Here is a 17,161-nt window from a genome sequence, read left to right as displayed (position 1 = left end):
CCGCCGCGTGGCGCTACTCCGCCGCCTGCGCCACCTTCCTCGGCTTCAGCAACGGCGCGAGATACTTGCCCGTGTAGCTGCGCGGTTCCTTGGCGACCTGTTCGGGCGTGCCTTCGGCGACGATCTCGCCGCCCTTGACGCCGCCCTCCGGACCCAGGTCCAGGATCCAGTCGGCGGTCTTGATGACGTCCAGGTTGTGCTCGATCACGACCACGGTGTTGCCCTGCTCGACCAGCGCGTGGAGCACTTCCAGGAGCTTGCGCACGTCCTCGAAATGGAGGCCGGTGGTGGGCTCGTCGAGGATGTAGAGGGTGTTGCCGGTGGCACGGCGGGCGAGCTCCTTGGCGAGCTTGACGCGCTGCGCCTCGCCGCCCGACAGCGTCGTCGCCTGCTGGCCGACCTTGACGTAGCCCAGGCCGACTTCGGCGAGCATCGCCATGCGGTCGCGGATCGGGGGCACCGCCTTGAAGAACTCGTGCGCGTCCTCGACCGTCATGTCGAGCACGTCGGCGATGGACTTGCCCTTGAACTTCACCTCCAGCGTCTCGCGGTTGTAGCGGGCGCCGTGGCAGACGTCGCACTCGACATAGACGTCGGGGAGGAAGTGCATCTCGATCTTAAGCACGCCGTCGCCCTGGCATGCCTCGCAGCGGCCGCCCTTGACGTTGAAGCTGAAGCGGCCGGGCTTGTAGCCGCGCGCCTGCGCTTCGGGGAGGCCGGCGAACCAGTCGCGGATCTGGGTGAAGGCGCCGGTGTAGGTGGCCGGGTTCGAACGGGGCGTGCGGCCGATCGGCGACTGGTCGATGTCGATGACCTTGTCGAGGTGCTGGAGGCCGGTGATCTTGTCGTGCTTGCCCGCGAGGACGCGCGCGCCGTTCAGCTGGCGGGCGGCGGCGGCGAAGAGCGTGTCGATGGTGAAGCTCGACTTGCCCGAGCCCGAGACGCCGGTGATGCAGGTGAAGGTGCCGAGCGGGATCGAGGCGGTGACGCCGGTCAGGTTGTTGGCGGTGGCGTTGTGGACGGTGAGCTTCTTGCCGGTGCCCTTGCGGCGGGTGGCCGGCAGCGGGACTTCGCGGGTGCCGTTGAGATAGTCGGCGGTGACGGAGCCTTGGGTGGCGAGCACTTCGGGCAGCGTGCCTTGGGCCACGACTTCGCCGCCGCGGACGCCGGCGCCCGGCCCCATGTCGATCACATAGTCGGCGGTGCGGATCGCGTCCTCGTCATGCTCGACCACCAGCACGGTGTTGCCGAGGTCGCGGAGACGGCGGAGGGTGGCGAGCAGCATGTCGTTGTCGCGCTGGTGCAGGCCGATCGAGGGCTCGTCGAGGACGTAGAGAACGCCCGAGAGGCCCGAGCCGATCTGCGAGGCGAGGCGGATGCGCTGGCTCTCGCCGCCCGACAGCGTGCCGGAGGTGCGGTCGAGGTTGAGATAGTCGAGCCCGACGTTGTTGAGGAAGCCGAGGCGCTCGTCGATCTCTTTCAGGATCGCGGCCGAGATGGCGCGGTGCTGGTCGTTGAGCTGGGCGGGGAGCGCCTGGAACCAGGCGAGCGCGTCCACCACCGAGAGATGGGTGGCGTGGGCGATGTCCTCGCCCGCGACCTTCACCGCCAGCGCCTCGGGCTTCAAACGGGCGCCGCCGCAGGTCTCGCAGGGGTGGCTGGCCTGGTATTTGGACAGCTCCTCGCGCATCCAGGCGCTCTCGGTCTGGAGCATGCGGCGATTGAGGTTGCCGATCACGCCCTCGAACGGCTTCTTCACGTCGTACGACTTCTTGCCGTCGACGAAGGTGAGGGTGACGGGCTTGCCGCCGGTGCCGTGGAGGATGACCAGCTGCACCTCGCCGGGCAGGTCCTTCCACGGCGTGTCGAGGCTGAAGCCGAACTCGCGCGCGAGGCTGCCCAGCACCTGCATGTAATAGGGCGAGGGCGGGTTGGACTTGGCCCAGGGGACGATCGCGCCCTTCTTGATCGTGAGATCATGGTTGGGGACCACCAGGTCGGCGTCGAACTCGAGCTTTTCGCCCAGGCCGTCGCAGGCCGGGCAGGCGCCCTGGGGCGCGTTGAACGAGAACAGCCGCGGCTCGATCTCGGCAATGGTGAAGCCGGAGACGGGGCAGGCGAAGCGTTCGGAAAAGACGATGCGGTTGGCCGGGATGCCGGCGCCCTTCATCCCCTTGGTCGGGGTCGAGGCGGTCGCAAACTCCTGGCGCGCCTCTCGCACGCCGTTCTCGACTGCGTTCTCGGCTTCGCTCGAACTCCGCTCGAACCCAACGGGGGGCATCGGCGGCACGACCGCGTCGACCAGGTCGACATAGGCGAGGCCGTCGGCGAGTTTCAGCGCGGTCTCGAAGCTGTCGGCCAGCCGCGTGGCGATGTCGCCGCCGGTCACCAGGCGATCGACCACCACCTCGATGTCGTGCTTGTACTTCTTGTCGAGCGCGGGCGCGTCCTCGATCAGGTGGACTTCGCCGTCGATGCGGACGCGCTGGAAGCCGGCCTTCTGCCACTCGGCGAGCTCCTTGCGATACTCGCCCTTGCGCCCGCGCACGACGGGGGCGAGCAGCAGCAGGCGGGTGCCGTCAGGCAGCGCCAGCACGCGATCGACCATCTGGCTGACGGTCTGCGCCGCGATCGGCAGGCCGGTCGCGGGCGAATAGGGGATGCCGATCCGCGCCCACAACAGGCGCATGTAGTCGTAGATCTCCGTGACGGTCGCGACCGTGGAGCGGGGATTGCGGCTGGTCGTCTTCTGCTCGATCGAGATCGCGGGGGAGAGCCCCTCGATATGCTCGACATCGGGCTTCTGCATCATCTCCAGGAACTGGCGCGCATAGGCGGAGAGCGACTCCACGTAGCGGCGCTGCCCCTCTGCATAGATGGTGTCGAAGGCGAGGGAGGACTTGCCCGATCCCGACAGGCCGGTGATCACCGTGAGCGTATCGCGCGGGATGTCGATGTCGACGCCCTTGAGGTTGTGTTCCCGCGCGCCGCGGACGGAGATGTGGGTCAGACTCATGGAGGGCGTTCTACTTCCGTTCTGTGCGGGATGCCAGATGCGGGAGATAGGAAGGCGAGGTGGCGGTTGCGAGGGTGCGGGGGGGCGTGCGAAGGCACGCCGGTGAGACCTGCCCTTCGCGTAGGGAGAAGGTGCTTCGGCTCCCTCCTGCTCCACCGCCTTTCGTCTCTACCATTCAATCTTTAAACAATTCACCGAAAGCGATTGGTTATCGCACAAAGTGCCGAGCATCCGGTCAGGTGCTGAACCGAGCCTTCTTTCGAGCGGGCTGCTTGGGTCGTACCGGCTGTCGTGTGTTCGTCGCGAATGCCGATAATAGTTGACCACAGCGTCCCCGCTCTCTGATTTCGCGGCCGCGACGTGAGCCTGGAAGGCACGACAAAGTCTGCAACTTGCCGCCTCACCTTCGTCTGTAAGCTCACGGCGGTAGGCAAAAGTGGAGCACGACCGCTTAGGCGTTCTCAAAACAATGTTGCGTTCTCGGATAGTCGAGGCCTATCCCCGCTCTGGAGGGGGCATATGGTCGAAATACCAAAGACGCTTAGCGACGGATCACGTCTGCTCATCCCACCTGCCTTGAAGGCGGCTTATCTAGACTCACTGAAAAAGCATTCGTTGTTGGAAACGGCTGCTGGAGCGCGACCCGATCCTGCTCCCGTAGGGGGGCTCTCCCAGGAGGCCACCGATGAGCACTACGCGCATCAATTTGATGGTTCTGTTGCTCGCGCTCAGTTAGCGCTGCTCGATCCGAAGGGAGAGGTAGCCACTACCTCCAATACGCTGCTTCAGTTTTTCTCCGGCGGGACCCTCTGCTTTATTGATGTGCCGTCCGGCGCAGGTGCGGCAGCGCTCGCGATTATAAGCAGCATTGCTGAGCTAAGGGCCCAAGGCGTTCTCCCAAGGCAGCCGCTTTATGTCGAGCTGCTTCAAGGAGAAATTTCGGCACCCGCTCGAAGCTACGCAGACGAGCTCATGCATCAAGTTTCACGAGCGGCTGCGGAGCAAGCTATTTTCGTAAAGTGGTCATGTTTTTCTTGGGACGTGCTTTGTGAAGTAAGTAACGCTTCTCTTGTAGAGAAGATCGTGCTTGCTAAGCAAAACAGTCTCCAAACCTTGTTATTGATCTCGAATTTCAACGGTTTTTTGGAGCAGAGCAAAAAGAAGAAAGAGGCGCAGCCCCAGATATCAGAGCTATTCAAGTATTCTTCTGGCAAAATGAACGCCGCTGTCTGGATTGAGCCGCAGATGAGCGCGGCTAAACTTGGTTTATTCCCGTTCCTGATGGAAAAGGTGTTGTCGAAGCTTCCTGCCTTTGCCAAGTCGGTCCTTGGTGGTTCCGGTAATGAGGAAACAAGTTTTGCTTTTGCTCCGCCAATGAAAATGGAAAAGTCAGTGATCGTGCGCCTTTGCGTCATGCCTGTCGAATTGGTGAAGGGTAGCTTATGAGCCGCCGGGCAGAAAGCCTAGCCTCAAAAGGGGTGAATCAGTACCGAGCTCGCGATGTATTTGCGTATCTTGCGTTGAGGTATTGTACCGATAATCAAGCTTCCCGTAAGAACGATTGGATTGAGAATAACGCTTGTCAGGTCGTAATGGCCAATCCGACCGGAAACTATCTCAGAACTTTTCATTTTAAGCAAGCTGAGCGACCGGGTGAGATAGAGCATCGCGAACTGTTCGTGCCCGGTGCAGGCGAAGCGCTTGCCGAGGCCGCCCTGTTGGCCGAATGTGCTTCACGTTGGAAGGGAGTGGCCTCCGACCGATGCTATAGTTACCGACCCACTGAAAAGGAAGATCGGTCGGGCTACTTCGAGCCACATATGATAGGTCTCAGAGAAAGGCAGGAGAAAATCGCTAGTGCCTGCTCATCTTTGCCCAATGGGGTCGTCGCATACATCGATATCAAGAAGTTTTATTCATCTATTTCAACGGAGCTCGCTGCGGAGAGGTGGCTAACCTTTTGTAACGATGTCGATATGCCGGAACGCCTCGTAGATCTTGGCTTCAAGTTAATAGAAAATTATGGAAAACGGAGTGCGGACGGGAAACTGATCACCGGACCGATGTTTTCACATTTACTGGCAAATCTAGTTCTCACCCCGATCGACGATATCTCCAAGTCACTTCCTGTGACTTATGTTCGTTATGTTGACGACATCACCCTTATTGGAGAGATCGAGCATGTGAGGTTATCCATTGACAAATTGCGAGCTCGCCTGGGCAGTATCGGGCTAGAGGTGCACGACTTCTCTTCTCCAAAAACTATGGTCGTCCCATGCCAGCAGTGGTTAGAGGGTGCTGACGACTTCTCCCCAGGGGCGCACTCCACCGCCTGGATGAAGCTCATTGGCGATATCAAGAAGGTTATTATTCTCGGCATATCTCAAGCCAGTGAAGTAGAAGACGCGCTCTTCTCCGAAGGGTTTCGGCTTCCAGTTCCTGACTATGCCACTGCTACTAGGGAGGTTACTACCTTTCAGAAGGTCCGTGCACTCGGGCTTTGGTCGTGGCTAAGATTCAAGGCGAGGAATGTAAACACCGACACCATTCTCGGAGACGCGAAGCGCCTGGCGGAAAGCATGATTTCGGAAACGCGCGTGCTGCTGAACGCCGGAAAAAAGACCTCTGGTTTTCAAAGAAAGCGAGTGGTCTCGAAGTTGAGGTATAGACTTGGCCGTCTGATCTATATTGGGAGTGAACCGGAACTATCCACCCTCATGGAGGGGCTCGATGCATGGCCTGAACTAAACTACCATAGCGAGATCATTAGGGCCATAGTCACGGGCAACTGTTCAAAGGTCGTTTCAATGGGCACTAACGTCGCCCAGGCAACTGCCCAGGTGTTTCGGTCTGCACTGAAGACGGCGAATTTCTCTGATCCAGTCGTGACGGAGGTCGAAATCCAAGGCTTGGCGGTGCTCATTCTAAACGGGGTTGCCGTGGAGGCTGGGGTTCGGTCTAAAGAGCATCCACTGCTTCGGTTCGCGATGGGGCCGGTCGACCTAGAATTAATGGAACAGCCTCGTGGCCTCGTCCAGGAACTTGCCTGTTTGCATGGGCTTGGTGACCAGCGGCACACCAGCACTCTGAACACCGCCTTCGACATTGCGGATCAAGTTGTACTGGATGCCCTGGAAATGGATTACCGCTACTCCTTCTAATCTGGTCGGTAGACGCGCTCATTTGGATGTGCGCAGAGGATCAAATACTTTGTCCGGTTTGAGTATACCCTGGCGAGGCTGTATCATTTATCTGCTTGGTCAACGGGGCCAAGCTATCTGTGGTTTAACTGTCAACTGCTATCGACTCGTCGTCCCGTGACGGCCATCTCGTTGTAAACCAGCAGCAGCGCAAAAGGCACTACTCCACCCCTGCATCCCCGGCCGCGACCGCCTTCGCCTGCGTCTCCAGCGTCCGCCCGTCCGCGAACGCCAGCCGCAGCGGCACGCTTGCGCCGGGCGTCACCTTCGCGTCCACGTCGAACAGCATCAGGTGGCGGCCGCCGGGGGCTAGCTTTACCGTCTGGCCGGCGGGGAGGGGGAGCGCCTTGACGGGGCGCATGGTGGTAGCGCCGGACATGCCTGCCATCGCCTCGTGGCCGGCGTGGTCGGGCGCGCCGGGGGCGTCCATCTTCATGGTCTCGTGCAGCTCGGTGCGGGCGGCGGCGGGCGTGGTGACGGCGACCAGCGTCGCGTCCCTGGTGCCGCCGACCAGCGTCAGATAGCCGGCCGCCGGGCGGCCGGGGACGGCGGGGAGGCGGACCCAGGCCTTTTGCACCTGGGGCTCGGCGGGCGCTTCGGCGGCGGTGCCGCAGGCGGCGAGCAGGGGGAGCGCGAGGAGGGGGAGGACCGGCCGGGGGAAGGCCGGCAGCCGGAGCGCCCGGAGGCCCAGGCGGCCGGGGCGGGCGAGGGCGGCGGCGGTGGTGGCGGACATGGTGGTTTCCCCCTTGGGCCGGGCGGCGGGCGCGGCCGGTTCACTCTCGCGAAACGGATAGGTTCCACGCAATCTTGCGGCAAGCGGAACCCCACCTATATGCCCCAGCGTAACGACGCGTCGCCCAGTCACGGGGGCGTGTTTCGATGGTTTGACACGAGCCGGGGGCCTACGAGGGAATATGGCTAAAGTAATCGGGATCGATCTGGGCACCACCAACAGCTGCGTCGCAGTGATGGAAGGCGGCAGCCCCAAGGTGATCGAGAATGCGGAAGGTGCGCGCACCACGCCGTCGATCGTCGCGTTCGCCAAGGACGGGGAGCGACTGATCGGCCAGCCGGCCAAGCGCCAGGCGGTCACCAACCCCGACAACACGATCTTTGCGGTGAAGCGCCTGATCGGCCGCCGCTTCGACGATCCCGTCACCAAGAAGGACACCGAGCTGGTGCCCTACAGCATCGCACGCGGCCCCAACGGCGACGCGTGGGTGAAGGCGGGCGGCGAGGAATATTCGCCTTCGCAGATCAGCGCCTTCACGCTCCAGAAGATGAAGGAAACCGCCGAGAGCTATCTGGGCGAGACCGTGACGCAGGCCGTGATCACGGTGCCGGCGTACTTCAACGACGCCCAGCGCCAGGCGACCAAGGACGCGGGCAAGATCGCCGGCCTGGAAGTGCTGCGCATCATCAACGAGCCGACTGCGGCTGCGCTGGCTTATGGCCTGGACAAGGACAACAACAAGACCATCGCGGTCTATGACCTTGGCGGCGGCACGTTCGACATCTCGATCCTGGAGATCGGCGACGGCGTGTTCGAGGTGAAGGCCACCAACGGCGACACCTTCCTGGGCGGCGAGGACTTCGATTCGAAGGTCGTGCAGTTCCTGGCGGACGAGTTCAAGAAGGCCGAGGGCATCGACCTCACCAAGGACAAGCTGGCGCTGCAGCGGTTGAAGGAAGCGGCCGAGAAGGCGAAGATCGAGCTGTCCTCGGCACAGTCGACCGAGGTCAACCTGCCCTTCATCACCGCGGACCAGAACGGGCCGAAGCACCTGGTGAAGACGATCAACCGCGCCGACCTGGAGCGGCTGGTCGATGATCTCATCCAGCGCACGCTGGAGCCGTGCCGCAAGGCGATGGCCGACGCGGGCGTGAAGGCGAGCGCGATCGACGAGGTCGTGATGGTCGGCGGCATGACCCGCATGCCCAAGGTGCGCCAGGTCGTGAAGGACTTCTTCGGCAAGGAGCCGCACACGGGCGTGAACCCGGACGAGGTCGTGGCGATCGGTGCTGCGATCCAGGCCGGCGTGCTGCAGGGCGACGTCAAGGACGTGCTGCTGCTCGACGTGACCCCGCTGTCGCTGGGCATCGAGACGCTGGGCGGCATCATGACCAAGATGATCGACCGCAACACGACGATCCCGACCAAGAAGTCGCAGGTCTATTCGACGGCGGACGACAACCAGCAGGCGGTCACCATCCGCGTGTTCCAGGGCGAGCGCGAGATGGCGGCGGACAACAAGATGCTGGGCCAGTTCGACCTGGTCGGCATTCCGCCGGCGCCCCGCGGCGTGCCGCAGATCGAGGTCACCTTCGACATCGACGCGAACGGCATCGTCAACGTCTCTGCCAAGGACAAGGGCACGGGCAAGGAGCAGCAGATCCGCATCCAGGCCTCTGGCGGTCTCTCGGACAACGACATCGACCAGATGGTGCGTGATGCCGAGCAGTTCGCCGAAGAGGACAAGAAGCGCCGTGCGGCGGCCGAGGCGAAGAACAACGCCGAGAGCCTGATCCACACCACCGAGCGCCAGCTGGCCGACAATGGCGACAAGGTCGACGCGAGCCTGAAGAGCGAGATCGAGGGCAAGATCGCCGAGACCAAGGCGGCAGTGGAAAGCGGCGACGCCGACCAGATGACCACCAAGGCGCAGGAGCTCGCCCAGGTGGCGATGAAGCTGGGCCAGGCGATCTATGAGAAGCAGCAGCAGGCCGAGGCTTCGCCGGGTGCCGAGGGCGGTGCTGCCGCTCAGGACGACGATGTGGTCGACGCGGAATTCTCCGAAGTCGACGACAGCAAGAAGTAAGACGCTGCCGGGTCGTCTCCGCTTCCGCCGGTCCTTCGGGAGCGGAGGGGCAGGGGGCGACCCGGCGTTTGATTCGGACCCGGTGCGAGCTGGGGACGAGAGCAACACACGGCGCCGCGGGTGGCCCTGGACCGCGGCCTGCGCCCGGGGGACGGCCGACGCGATGCACACCCCCGGGTGCTGCGAGCGGCGGCAGATGGAAGCGGCATGAGCACCGAAGTCGACTATTACGAACTGCTCGGATGCGAGCGCACCGCCGATGGCGCGACGCTCAAGTCCGCCTATCGCAAGCTCGCGATGCAGTACCATCCGGACCGCAATGCCGGGTGCAAGGATTCGGAGGCCAAGTTCAAGGCCGTGTCCGAAGCCTATGAGGTGCTGAAGGACCCGCAGAAGCGCGCGGCCTACGACCGCTATGGCCATGCCGCGTTCCGCCAGGGCGGGGGCGGCGGCGCCGGCCCGCAGGACTTCGGCGGCTTTTCCGACATTTTCGAAAGCGTGTTCGGCGAGTTCATGGGCGGCCGCGGCGGCGGGCGTGCGGGACCGCGCCGGGGCGCGGACCTGCGCTACGACATGGAGATCACGCTCGACGAGGCGTTCCATGGCAAGGCGACCGAGATCACGGTCGACGTGTCCAGCGCCTGCTCGCCCTGCGGCGGCACGGGTGCCAAGCCGGGGACGAGCGCCAAGACCTGCACCACCTGCGCCGGCCACGGCAAGGTGCGCGCGCAGCAGGGCTTCTTCGTGGTCGAGCGCGCCTGCCCGACCTGCCACGGCGCCGGCCAGGTGATCAGCGATCCGTGCCCGGCCTGCCACGGCGAGGGACGGGTCGAGCAGACCAAGACGCTGTCGGTCAACGTGCCGCCGGGCGTGGACGAGGGCACGCGCATCCGCCTGACCGGCGAGGGCGAGGCGGGCGCACGCGGGGCGCCGGCGGGCGACCTCTACATCTTCATGCACGTGAAGCGGCACCCGCTGTTCGAGCGCGAGGGCACGACGCTCTACGCGCGCGCACCGATCAGCTTCACGACCGCGGCGCTGGGCGGCGAGATCGAGATCCCGGGCCTCGACGGCGACGTGCGCACGATCCGCATCCCGGCCGGCATCCAGTCGGGCCGCGAGCTGCGCCAGCGCGGGGCCGGCATGCCGGTGCTGCAGGGCCGCGGCTTCGGCGACCTGGTGGTGCGCGTCGAGGTGGAGACGCCGACGCGGCTGTCGGCCAAGCAGCGCGAACTGCTGGAAGCATTCCGCGAGACCGAGACGGGCGAGGAATGCCCCGAGAGCCAGGGCTTCTTCGCCAAGCTGAAGTCGGCGCTGGGCTAAGCCCGGCGCTGCACCGCCCCCAGGGGGTCAGCGGGAACATCCACGGCTGCCGGGGAACTCCACGAGCAGCACCTCCGGCTGGCGATCGCGCGGGCCGATGCGTCGCGTGGCGGCGCCCTCCGGGATCGGCGGATACATCGGCCCCCAGCCGATCGCGACCGCACAGCCGCGCATCCGGATCAGCCGCCGTGCTGCCGCCGGTGCGAGATGCGGGCCGGAGTAGAGGCCAGCCGCCCAGCGCTCCTGCCACGGTGCCTGGACCACGATGGGGGTGAAGCCCGAAGCCGGCGAGGCGCGGTATTTCAGCATCGCCAGCGCCACGGCATCGTCGCCTGCGAACACCGGCAGGGGATGCAGGCGCTCGACTGCGGCAGCCGTCTGGCGCCATTGATCGCGCTCCCGGTCCGGCAGCCAAGCCGCGAGCCCGATCGCGCTGGAGGCGAGCAATGCCGCCACGGTCGCTGCGGCGACCAGGCGCGACCGGATCTGGACGACCGCGACCGCGAGCAGGACCAGCGCCGGGCCGCTTGCCCAGCTCAAGGTGCGCGGCAGGAAGATCGGCACGCGCTGGCTGATGGCGAACAGCAGCAGCGGTGCTCCGGCGACCAGCACCGCGAGGAGCGTGAGGTCGGGCCGGCGTGCCCGCACGACCCAGGCGCCCAGCCCTGCGAAGAGCCCGACGAGCAGTGCGGTGCCGACCGGACCCGCTGCGCGCAGGTACATCGGCAGATACGCGACTGCCGTCATGTCGATTGCTTCGCGGAAGGAGGGGGCCGCGATCCAGGCGATGTTGGTGACCGGCATGGCGAGCTGGCGAAGCGTGATCGCCGCCCACCAGCTCCACAGCGCGAGCACGCCGCCGTTCGCCACGAGCCAGCGCAGATGCGCGCGACGGTCGCCCCGGAGCAGCCAGAGCATCGTGACGGCCGCAAGCGCGGCGAAGAGCGCGAGCGTGGTATGCGCGTACAGGGCCGTCAGCGTAGCTGCCGCGTAGAGGACCAGCCCCGCGGTGGAGCGGCGCCGAAGGTAGAGCACCATGCCGAGGCACGCGAAGAGCACTGCCGTGTGCGCCAGGCCATAGGCCCGGACCTGCTGGCTGAAATCGACATGCTGGGCCGAGAGCGCGAGCAGCATCGCGGCCAGCAGCGCCGCGCGTGGGCCACCCAGGGTGCGGCCGAGCAGAAACGCCGCCCAGATCCCGGCGAGGCCGATGGCGATCGGCAGCAGCCGGAGCGCAATGTCGCTGTCCCCGAACAGGGCCATGCTTCCCGCCAGAAGCGAGTAGAACAACGGTGGATTGGTTTCCCGCACCATCCACGCGCTCCACAGGCGATGGACGGGTTGGCGGGCGAACGCGATAGAGGCGAGCTCGTCATACCACAGGGAATGATCGGCCGTGCCGAGGCGCAGCAACGCCGCGGCCGCAAGGATCGCGAGCAGCAGGAGCGTTGGCCTGGAGCCGAGTGCGCGAGCGCACGCACCCCTTGTTTCCCGAACTCGTCCGATATCGCCGCTGCGCCGCAAGCCGCGCTCCCGTTCTGCCCATCGCGCCTTCAAGAGCGGACGTGCTGTACGGAGAAAGCGTCAACGAAGACTTGCGGGGCTGTGGGGCGGCGTTCCGTTTCTGAAAGCGGGGCTTGCGGATCAGTGGCGGCGGCGAAGGCGGGGGAGCCTGTAGCCGCCTCCGCTGCGGCGGAATCCGCTGTAGTTTTCACAGGCGACCCCGTCTCCGTCCCCGTCCATCTCCGGGCGATAGCCGGGGGAGCCGCGGTGCATGGGCGCGGCGCCTGCGGCGCGCGCTTCGCTGCAGCCGCTGAAGTAGACGGAGCGCTCGGCCGCTGCAGGGTCCTGCACTGCCTCCACCGCTGCGGACGGTTCGGATCGGGAGGTCTCCGCCCACCATTGCTGGACGTTCGGGGTCGCGATCCAGGTCGCGGCGAATACCAGCGCGCAGCCGCCGGCGACGATCGCCGGATAGCCCAGGCGACGGGTCGAGGCGCGGCGCGAGCCGAACGAGCTCGGGGCGGCCTGCCCCTGCCGCAGATGCGGGAAGCGATTGCTCATGGTGGGAGGGTGGCAGGCGGAAGTTGCCACGGTCCTAACGGACGGCGCCGGACGTGCCCGTCCCCCTAATCGTCAGCTGCGGGTGTCGCGGCCGTAGACGTCGGGGAGGAAGGCGACGCCCTTGGGGGCGGCGGTGGCGGTGAAATAGGTGAGGTAGACGGGCACCGCCTGGGGCAGGGGGGCGGCCTGTTCCGGCTTCTTCGCGACGGTGGTGATCGGCTTGCCGAGCAGCCACTTCCCCAGTGTCGGCGCATCCTCCAGCCGCACGCAGCCGTTGCTGAAGTGCCGGGCGGGCTTCTTCATCAGCGCCTTTTCGTTGGTGTCGTGCAGGTAGATGCCGAGGTCGTTCGGGAACATGAACTTGACGCGGCCCATCGAGTTGGCCGGGCCGGGCAGCTGGCGCACGCGCACTTCCTGCTGGCCGGCGGCAACGGCGTGCCAGTCGATCGCCTTGGGATCGAGCTTGGTCGCGTTCTCGCTCCAGTCGGACAGCGCCTCGAAGCGCATGGCGGTGAGCGATTGGCCGGCGAGCACCTTGGGTGCGATCTTCTTTTGGACGAGGTCGGTCGGCACGTTCCAATAGGGGTTGAGGATCGCGTAGCGGACCATGCCGGCGAGCATCGGCGTCTGAGTCTGCGGCGTGCCGACGACGACGCGCATGGTGCCGACCTGCTTGCCGCCCTGATAGAAATAGAGGCGTGCCGAGGCGGCATCGACGACGATGTGGCGCGTCCAGGCGCCGGGCAGCAGGCGCGCGCGATCGAGGTTGATGCGCAGGCGCGCGCGGTCGTCCGGGGCCAGGCCCGGGGTCGCCAGCAGCGTGCGCAGGCGCAGGTAGTGCGGGCTCATCCAGCCCATGTCGCGGATGTAGCTTGCGAACGACTTGGTGAGCACGGCGGCGCGCAGCACATTCTCGGCCTTGAGCTTGCGCGGCTTCACCTCGTCGTCGAGGTAGGTCATGCCCGTGTCGCGCGGGCGGCGGACGTCCGCCACATAGTCGGCAAGCGCACGCGAGAGCGCGAGTTCGGCCTGGGCGACGGCGACGGGATCGCCGCTGCGCGCCGCAGCGACGGCCTTGCGCAGCGCATCCGGGCCGTAGCTGTTGGGGCGCAGCCCATCGAGGTCGGCGGTCTCGATCATGTCGACAAAGGCGTCGGCCTCAGGGCCCAGCCGGCCGCTCGCCGCCCAGATCGGCCAGAAGCCGCGATCGGCGTAGAAGCCCTTGACCTTGCCGCCGGCCTGCTCGCGGATCTGCACCGCGACGGCGCGGGTGGCGGGGGTCGCCTCCGGCTCGCTGGACGCGGGCTTTGCCGTCGCCTTTTTGGGTGCCGGCTTCCTTGCGGCAGATTTCCTGGCGGGCGCGGATTTCTTTGCCTGCGCATAGGCGCGCGCGTCCCCGGTCGGGGCGAGCCCGGTCCCGGCGGTGGCGATCAGAAGCAGAAGGGCGGGGATGCGGCAGTGCCGCATCCCCCGGTCGAGACGGATCAGCCGCGTTCTCCCCGCGGGGTGGGCGGCGGCGGCGGCGGGGGCGGCGGCGCCGGCGGCGCGAGCGGGTGATAGATGCCGTCCGAGGTGTAATAGCCGTCGATGATGCCGTCGCCGTCGCGATCGGCAGCGACGCTACCCGAAACCGCGCCCGGCGGCGGCGGCGGGGTGGTGGCGACAGGCGGGTCCTTGGAACAGGCGGCGAGCGACGCAGCGCCGGCGGCCAAGAGAATCATGGAACGGATACGCATCTTCATCCTCCCTTTAAGGACCGGTCGGCGCTCCCTGCGCCGCCCGAAGAGCCCCGTGAAACGGGCCTTTCAAAGGCGTCCCCCCGCCTGAACGGAAGGTGAAGCCGACGAGGTCCACAGCGGCCAGCCGTTCCGCCGGTGCGGCAGTCGCCATCGAGAGAAGAACGCGCGTTCGGGGAACGGGATCCGGATGCGGGGTTCAGCCGAGCGCCTCGTCCAGCAGCCGCGCGAGGCGCAGGCCGCCGCGCTCGACCTGCAGCTTGGCGACCGGCAGCAGCCGGTCGATGGTCGCCTGGTCGAGCGTCACCCGGCCTTCCGGCACCGGCCCGCAGGCGTCGCCGCCGAAGGCGCTGGCATAGGCATAGTCGCGGCTGATCTCCCAGCTCTGGCGGCTCCAGTCCTCGACGCTGCCGCCGGCGAGCATCGAGCGCTCCTGGGCGGTGTAGGTGCGGAAGATCGACGGCGGAGTGGAGACCGCGCGCTCGGTGAGCGGGCCGTCCCAGACGCTGTGGAGGTTGAAGCGATCCGGCCCGTAGATGCCGTAGCGGGCCTTCACGCGGTTGCCGCCCAGGTCGCCGCGGTCGCCGGCATGAAGCGGCATGTGCAGGTCGCCGACGAAGTGGATCAGGAACACCAGCGCCTGCACCCGCTCGCGGACGGGGACCTTGGGGTCCTGGAGCAGCTTCATGTCGCGGGTGATCTGTGCCGAGACGCAATTGCCGTCCTTGCAGGCCGACTTGAGATCGAACGGCTTGCACACGTCGACGTTCTGATAGTGCCAGGAAAAGGCGTAGCTGAACCGCTCGCCCAGCGGCTTCACGCAATCGGCCCAGACGCTCGCTTCCTCGACGGTGCGGGCGGGGCAGGTAGGCGTCTCCAGCAGCTTCTGCTGGCGCAGCAGCGCGTCGATCTTCGCGCGGGTGGCGGGGGAGACGTTGCGATAGGCGATCGCGGCGACGCTCTCATGCCCATATTCCCAATAGGCCTGGGCGGGCGAGGCGACGAAGACGAGGGCGAGCGCGAAGAGGAGGCGGCGAATCATGGCCGGTCCCTTAGGCGAAACGCGAGGGCTGGGGGAGGGTGGGACTCGGCGGTTTTGCCGAACCGTCAGCGTTCGTCCGATCCCTCGCCGGGCTCCGGGATCCATTCGTGGTTCTCGACGATGGTCGAGGCAACCGGCCGGCCCTCGGCATCGCGGGAGGGATCGAAGCGGAAGCGCTGCTGGATCAGGCGGCAGGTGAGCGCGTCGAGCTGGGCGCTGCCGCTGGAATCGGTGACGTCGCAGCGGCCGACGCGGCCGTCGGTCTCGACCACGTAGCGGACGCCCACCGTGCCGCCGATCCCGGCTTGGGTGAGGGCGGAGGGATAGTCGGAATCGCGCAGCTGGCCGCGGCGCCAGCGGGGCGGGGTCTCGCCTGCGCCACCACCGCCGCCGCCGTCGCCATCCCCGCCCGCGCCGCTGCCGGTGCCGTTCCCCACGCCGCCGCTGCCGGTGCCGGGGCCCCTGATCGGGGCGGCGCCGGTGTTCGCCTGGCTGCCGGTGCCGGCGATCTCAGTGGTGACCAGCGGCGGCGGCTGGAGGACGATCGGCACCGGCGGGGCGACGATCTCGGTCGCCTTGCCGCGCAGGTTGGCGGGGGAGGCGGCACCCTCCGGCCGGGGCGCGGTGGCGCGCTTGGGCGCCTTGTGGACCTCACGCTTGGGCCGGGAGCGGACGGGCGGGGTCGGCTCGGGTTCGGGGGCGGGGAGGATGCCGAAGACGCTGGGGGCGCGCTCGGCAAGCTGGCGCACGTCGACGGAAAGCCCCGCGACCAGGGCGGCGCCGAGGCCCAGCGACACGGCCACGGCCGCGACGGCGCCGCGGGCGCGCTCAGCCGGGGTGCTGCGGAACGCTTCCATGCCGCTTCATGTGGGCGTCCCGGCCGCCGCGGCAAGGGCGGCCGGGGCGGGCGATCAGCCCTCGTCGCCGTAGATCGCGACCAGGCGCTTCGTGCCGGACGTGACCTTGCCGCGGTACATGCCGGGCGTGTTGAAGCTCCACGTCGCCTCGCCATTCGGGCCGGTGACGATGACGCCGCCGGTGCCGCCCAGCGCCAGCGTTTCCGCCATCACCGTGTCGGCGGCGGCTTGCAGGCTTTCGCACTTGAAGCGGATGCGCGCGCAGATCTCGTGCGCGACGCCCTCGCGGATGAAGAACTCGCCGGCACCGGTGGCGGAGACGGCGCAGGCGCGGTCGTCGGCATAGGTGCCGGCACCGATCAGCGGCGAATCGCCGACGCGGCCCCAGCGCTTGCCGGTGACGCCGCCCGTCGAGGTGGCGGCGGCGACATGGCCGGCCTGGTCGCGCGCGACGGCGCCGACGGTGCCGTACTTCATGTCCACGTCGAACCAGCCGAGCTTCTTGGCCTTCAGTTCATCCAGCTGGCGGCGGCGCTCGTCGGTCGCGAACCAGCTGGGATCGACCTGTTCGAGGCCCTGCTCGGTCGAGAAGATGTCGGCGCCCTTGCCGGCGAGGAGGACGTGCGGGCTCTTGTCCATGACCGCGCGGGCGAGGCTGACCGGGTGGCGGGTGCGCGTCACGCCCGCGACGGCGCCGGCGGCACGGGTCGAGCCGTCCATGATCGCGGCGTCGAGCTCGTTGGTGCCTTCATAGGTGAAGACGGCGCCGCGGCCGGCGTTGAAGCTGGGATCGTCCTCCAGCACGTGGATCGCCGCTTCCACCGCATCGACCGCGCTGCCGCCCTTGGCGAGCACCGCTTCGCCGGCGGCGAGCGCGGCATCGAGGCCGGCGCGGGCCGCGGCCTCGCGCTCCGGCGTCATGCGGGCGCGCTCGATCACGCCGGCGCCGCCGTGGATCACCAGCGTCCAGGTGGGCTTCTGCTCGGCGGCGGCGGGAGAGGACATCAACAGGGCTCCGATCAACAGGGCTAGGCGCATCGTGCGGCTCCAGAAGGAGCGCGCGGTGTAGCAGAAGGGGCGGTCCATGCCACCGCGTCCGGCGCG

General features: G+C 66.8%; 13 protein-coding genes. 4 read left to right on the top strand and 9 right to left on the bottom strand.

The window, feature by feature from the left end; translation table 11 throughout:
* Positions 1–13: 13 nt before the first annotated feature.
* Positions 14–3,016 carry an excinuclease ABC subunit UvrA gene (uvrA, locus tag ABDZ92_RS06560; RefSeq protein WP_125960792.1) on the bottom strand — a complete coding sequence of 1,001 codons (3,003 nt, stop codon included), beginning with the start codon at positions 3,014–3,016 and terminating at the stop codon, positions 14–16.
* 576 nt (positions 3,017–3,592) lie between these two features.
* Here uvrA and ABDZ92_RS06555 point away from each other — a divergent pair.
* Positions 3,593–4,462, top strand: a complete 870-nt coding sequence (locus ABDZ92_RS06555) for a hypothetical protein (protein WP_343762040.1) — start codon at positions 3,593–3,595, stop codon at positions 4,460–4,462.
* A 146-nt stretch (positions 4,463–4,608) separates the two neighbouring features.
* On the top strand, positions 4,609–6,177 hold the full coding sequence (locus ABDZ92_RS06550) for an RNA-directed DNA polymerase (protein WP_272695135.1): 1,569 nt from the start codon (positions 4,609–4,611) through the stop codon (positions 6,175–6,177).
* Positions 6,178–6,376: 199 nt separating this feature from the next.
* Here the strand turns inward: ABDZ92_RS06550 and ABDZ92_RS06545 are convergent, their stop codons facing one another.
* A complete protein-coding gene (locus ABDZ92_RS06545; RefSeq protein WP_272695134.1) occupies positions 6,377–6,949 on the bottom strand; it encodes a copper chaperone PCu(A)C in 573 nt (190 codons plus the stop codon).
* A gap of 181 nt (positions 6,950–7,130) precedes the next feature.
* Here ABDZ92_RS06545 and dnaK point away from each other — a divergent pair, with 181 nt between their 5' ends.
* Entirely contained in the window at positions 7,131–9,035 is a 1,905-nt protein-coding gene (gene dnaK, locus ABDZ92_RS06540; protein WP_125962488.1) for a molecular chaperone DnaK, read from the top strand.
* A gap of 207 nt (positions 9,036–9,242) precedes the next feature.
* The gene (gene dnaJ / locus ABDZ92_RS06535) at positions 9,243–10,358 is read left to right on the top strand and encodes a molecular chaperone DnaJ (protein ID WP_125962489.1); all 1,116 of its coding nucleotides are present in this window, start codon (positions 9,243–9,245) and stop codon (positions 10,356–10,358) included.
* Positions 10,359–10,385: 27 nt separating this feature from the next.
* On the opposite strand, the gene ABDZ92_RS06530 is transcribed toward dnaJ, so the two are convergent.
* The 7 genes from ABDZ92_RS06530 to ABDZ92_RS06500 all read right to left on the bottom strand — a co-directional run bounded on the left by ABDZ92_RS06530 (position 10,386) and on the right by ABDZ92_RS06500 (position 17,062).
* Positions 10,386–11,771, bottom strand: a complete 1,386-nt coding sequence (locus tag ABDZ92_RS06530) for a glycosyltransferase family 39 protein (RefSeq protein WP_164521365.1) — start codon at positions 11,769–11,771, stop codon at positions 10,386–10,388.
* 231 nt (positions 11,772–12,002) lie between these two features.
* The gene (locus ABDZ92_RS06525; protein WP_125962491.1) at positions 12,003–12,422 is read right to left on the bottom strand and encodes an excalibur calcium-binding domain-containing protein; all 420 of its coding nucleotides are present in this window, start codon (positions 12,420–12,422) and stop codon (positions 12,003–12,005) included.
* 72 nt (positions 12,423–12,494) lie between these two features.
* Positions 12,495–13,889, bottom strand: coding sequence for a L,D-transpeptidase scaffold domain-containing protein (locus ABDZ92_RS06520; RefSeq protein ID WP_125962492.1), 1,395 nt, complete (start codon positions 13,887–13,889; stop codon positions 12,495–12,497).
* Positions 13,890–13,906: 17 nt separating this feature from the next.
* On the bottom strand, positions 13,907–14,158 hold the full coding sequence (locus tag ABDZ92_RS06515) for a hypothetical protein (protein ID WP_125962493.1): 252 nt from the start codon (positions 14,156–14,158) through the stop codon (positions 13,907–13,909).
* Between the two features lie 199 nt (positions 14,159–14,357).
* Positions 14,358–15,200 (bottom strand): S1/P1 nuclease, encoded by an 843-nt coding sequence (locus tag ABDZ92_RS06510; protein ID WP_132883017.1) that lies wholly within the window; start codon positions 15,198–15,200, stop codon positions 14,358–14,360.
* Between the two features lie 65 nt (positions 15,201–15,265).
* On the bottom strand, positions 15,266–16,057 hold the full coding sequence (locus ABDZ92_RS06505; protein WP_272695133.1) for a TonB family protein: 792 nt from the start codon (positions 16,055–16,057) through the stop codon (positions 15,266–15,268).
* Between the two features lie 54 nt (positions 16,058–16,111).
* Positions 16,112–17,062 carry an isoaspartyl peptidase/L-asparaginase family protein gene (locus tag ABDZ92_RS06500; RefSeq protein ID WP_125961629.1) on the bottom strand — a complete coding sequence of 317 codons (951 nt, stop codon included), beginning with the start codon at positions 17,060–17,062 and terminating at the stop codon, positions 16,112–16,114.
* Between the last annotated feature and the right edge of the window lie 99 nt (positions 17,063–17,161).

It is taken from the genome of Sphingomonas molluscorum (genome assembly GCF_039522995.1).
Taxonomy (GTDB): domain Bacteria; phylum Pseudomonadota; class Alphaproteobacteria; order Sphingomonadales; family Sphingomonadaceae; genus Sphingomonas; species Sphingomonas molluscorum.
This window is presented reverse-complemented; position numbering and strand designations above follow the sequence as displayed.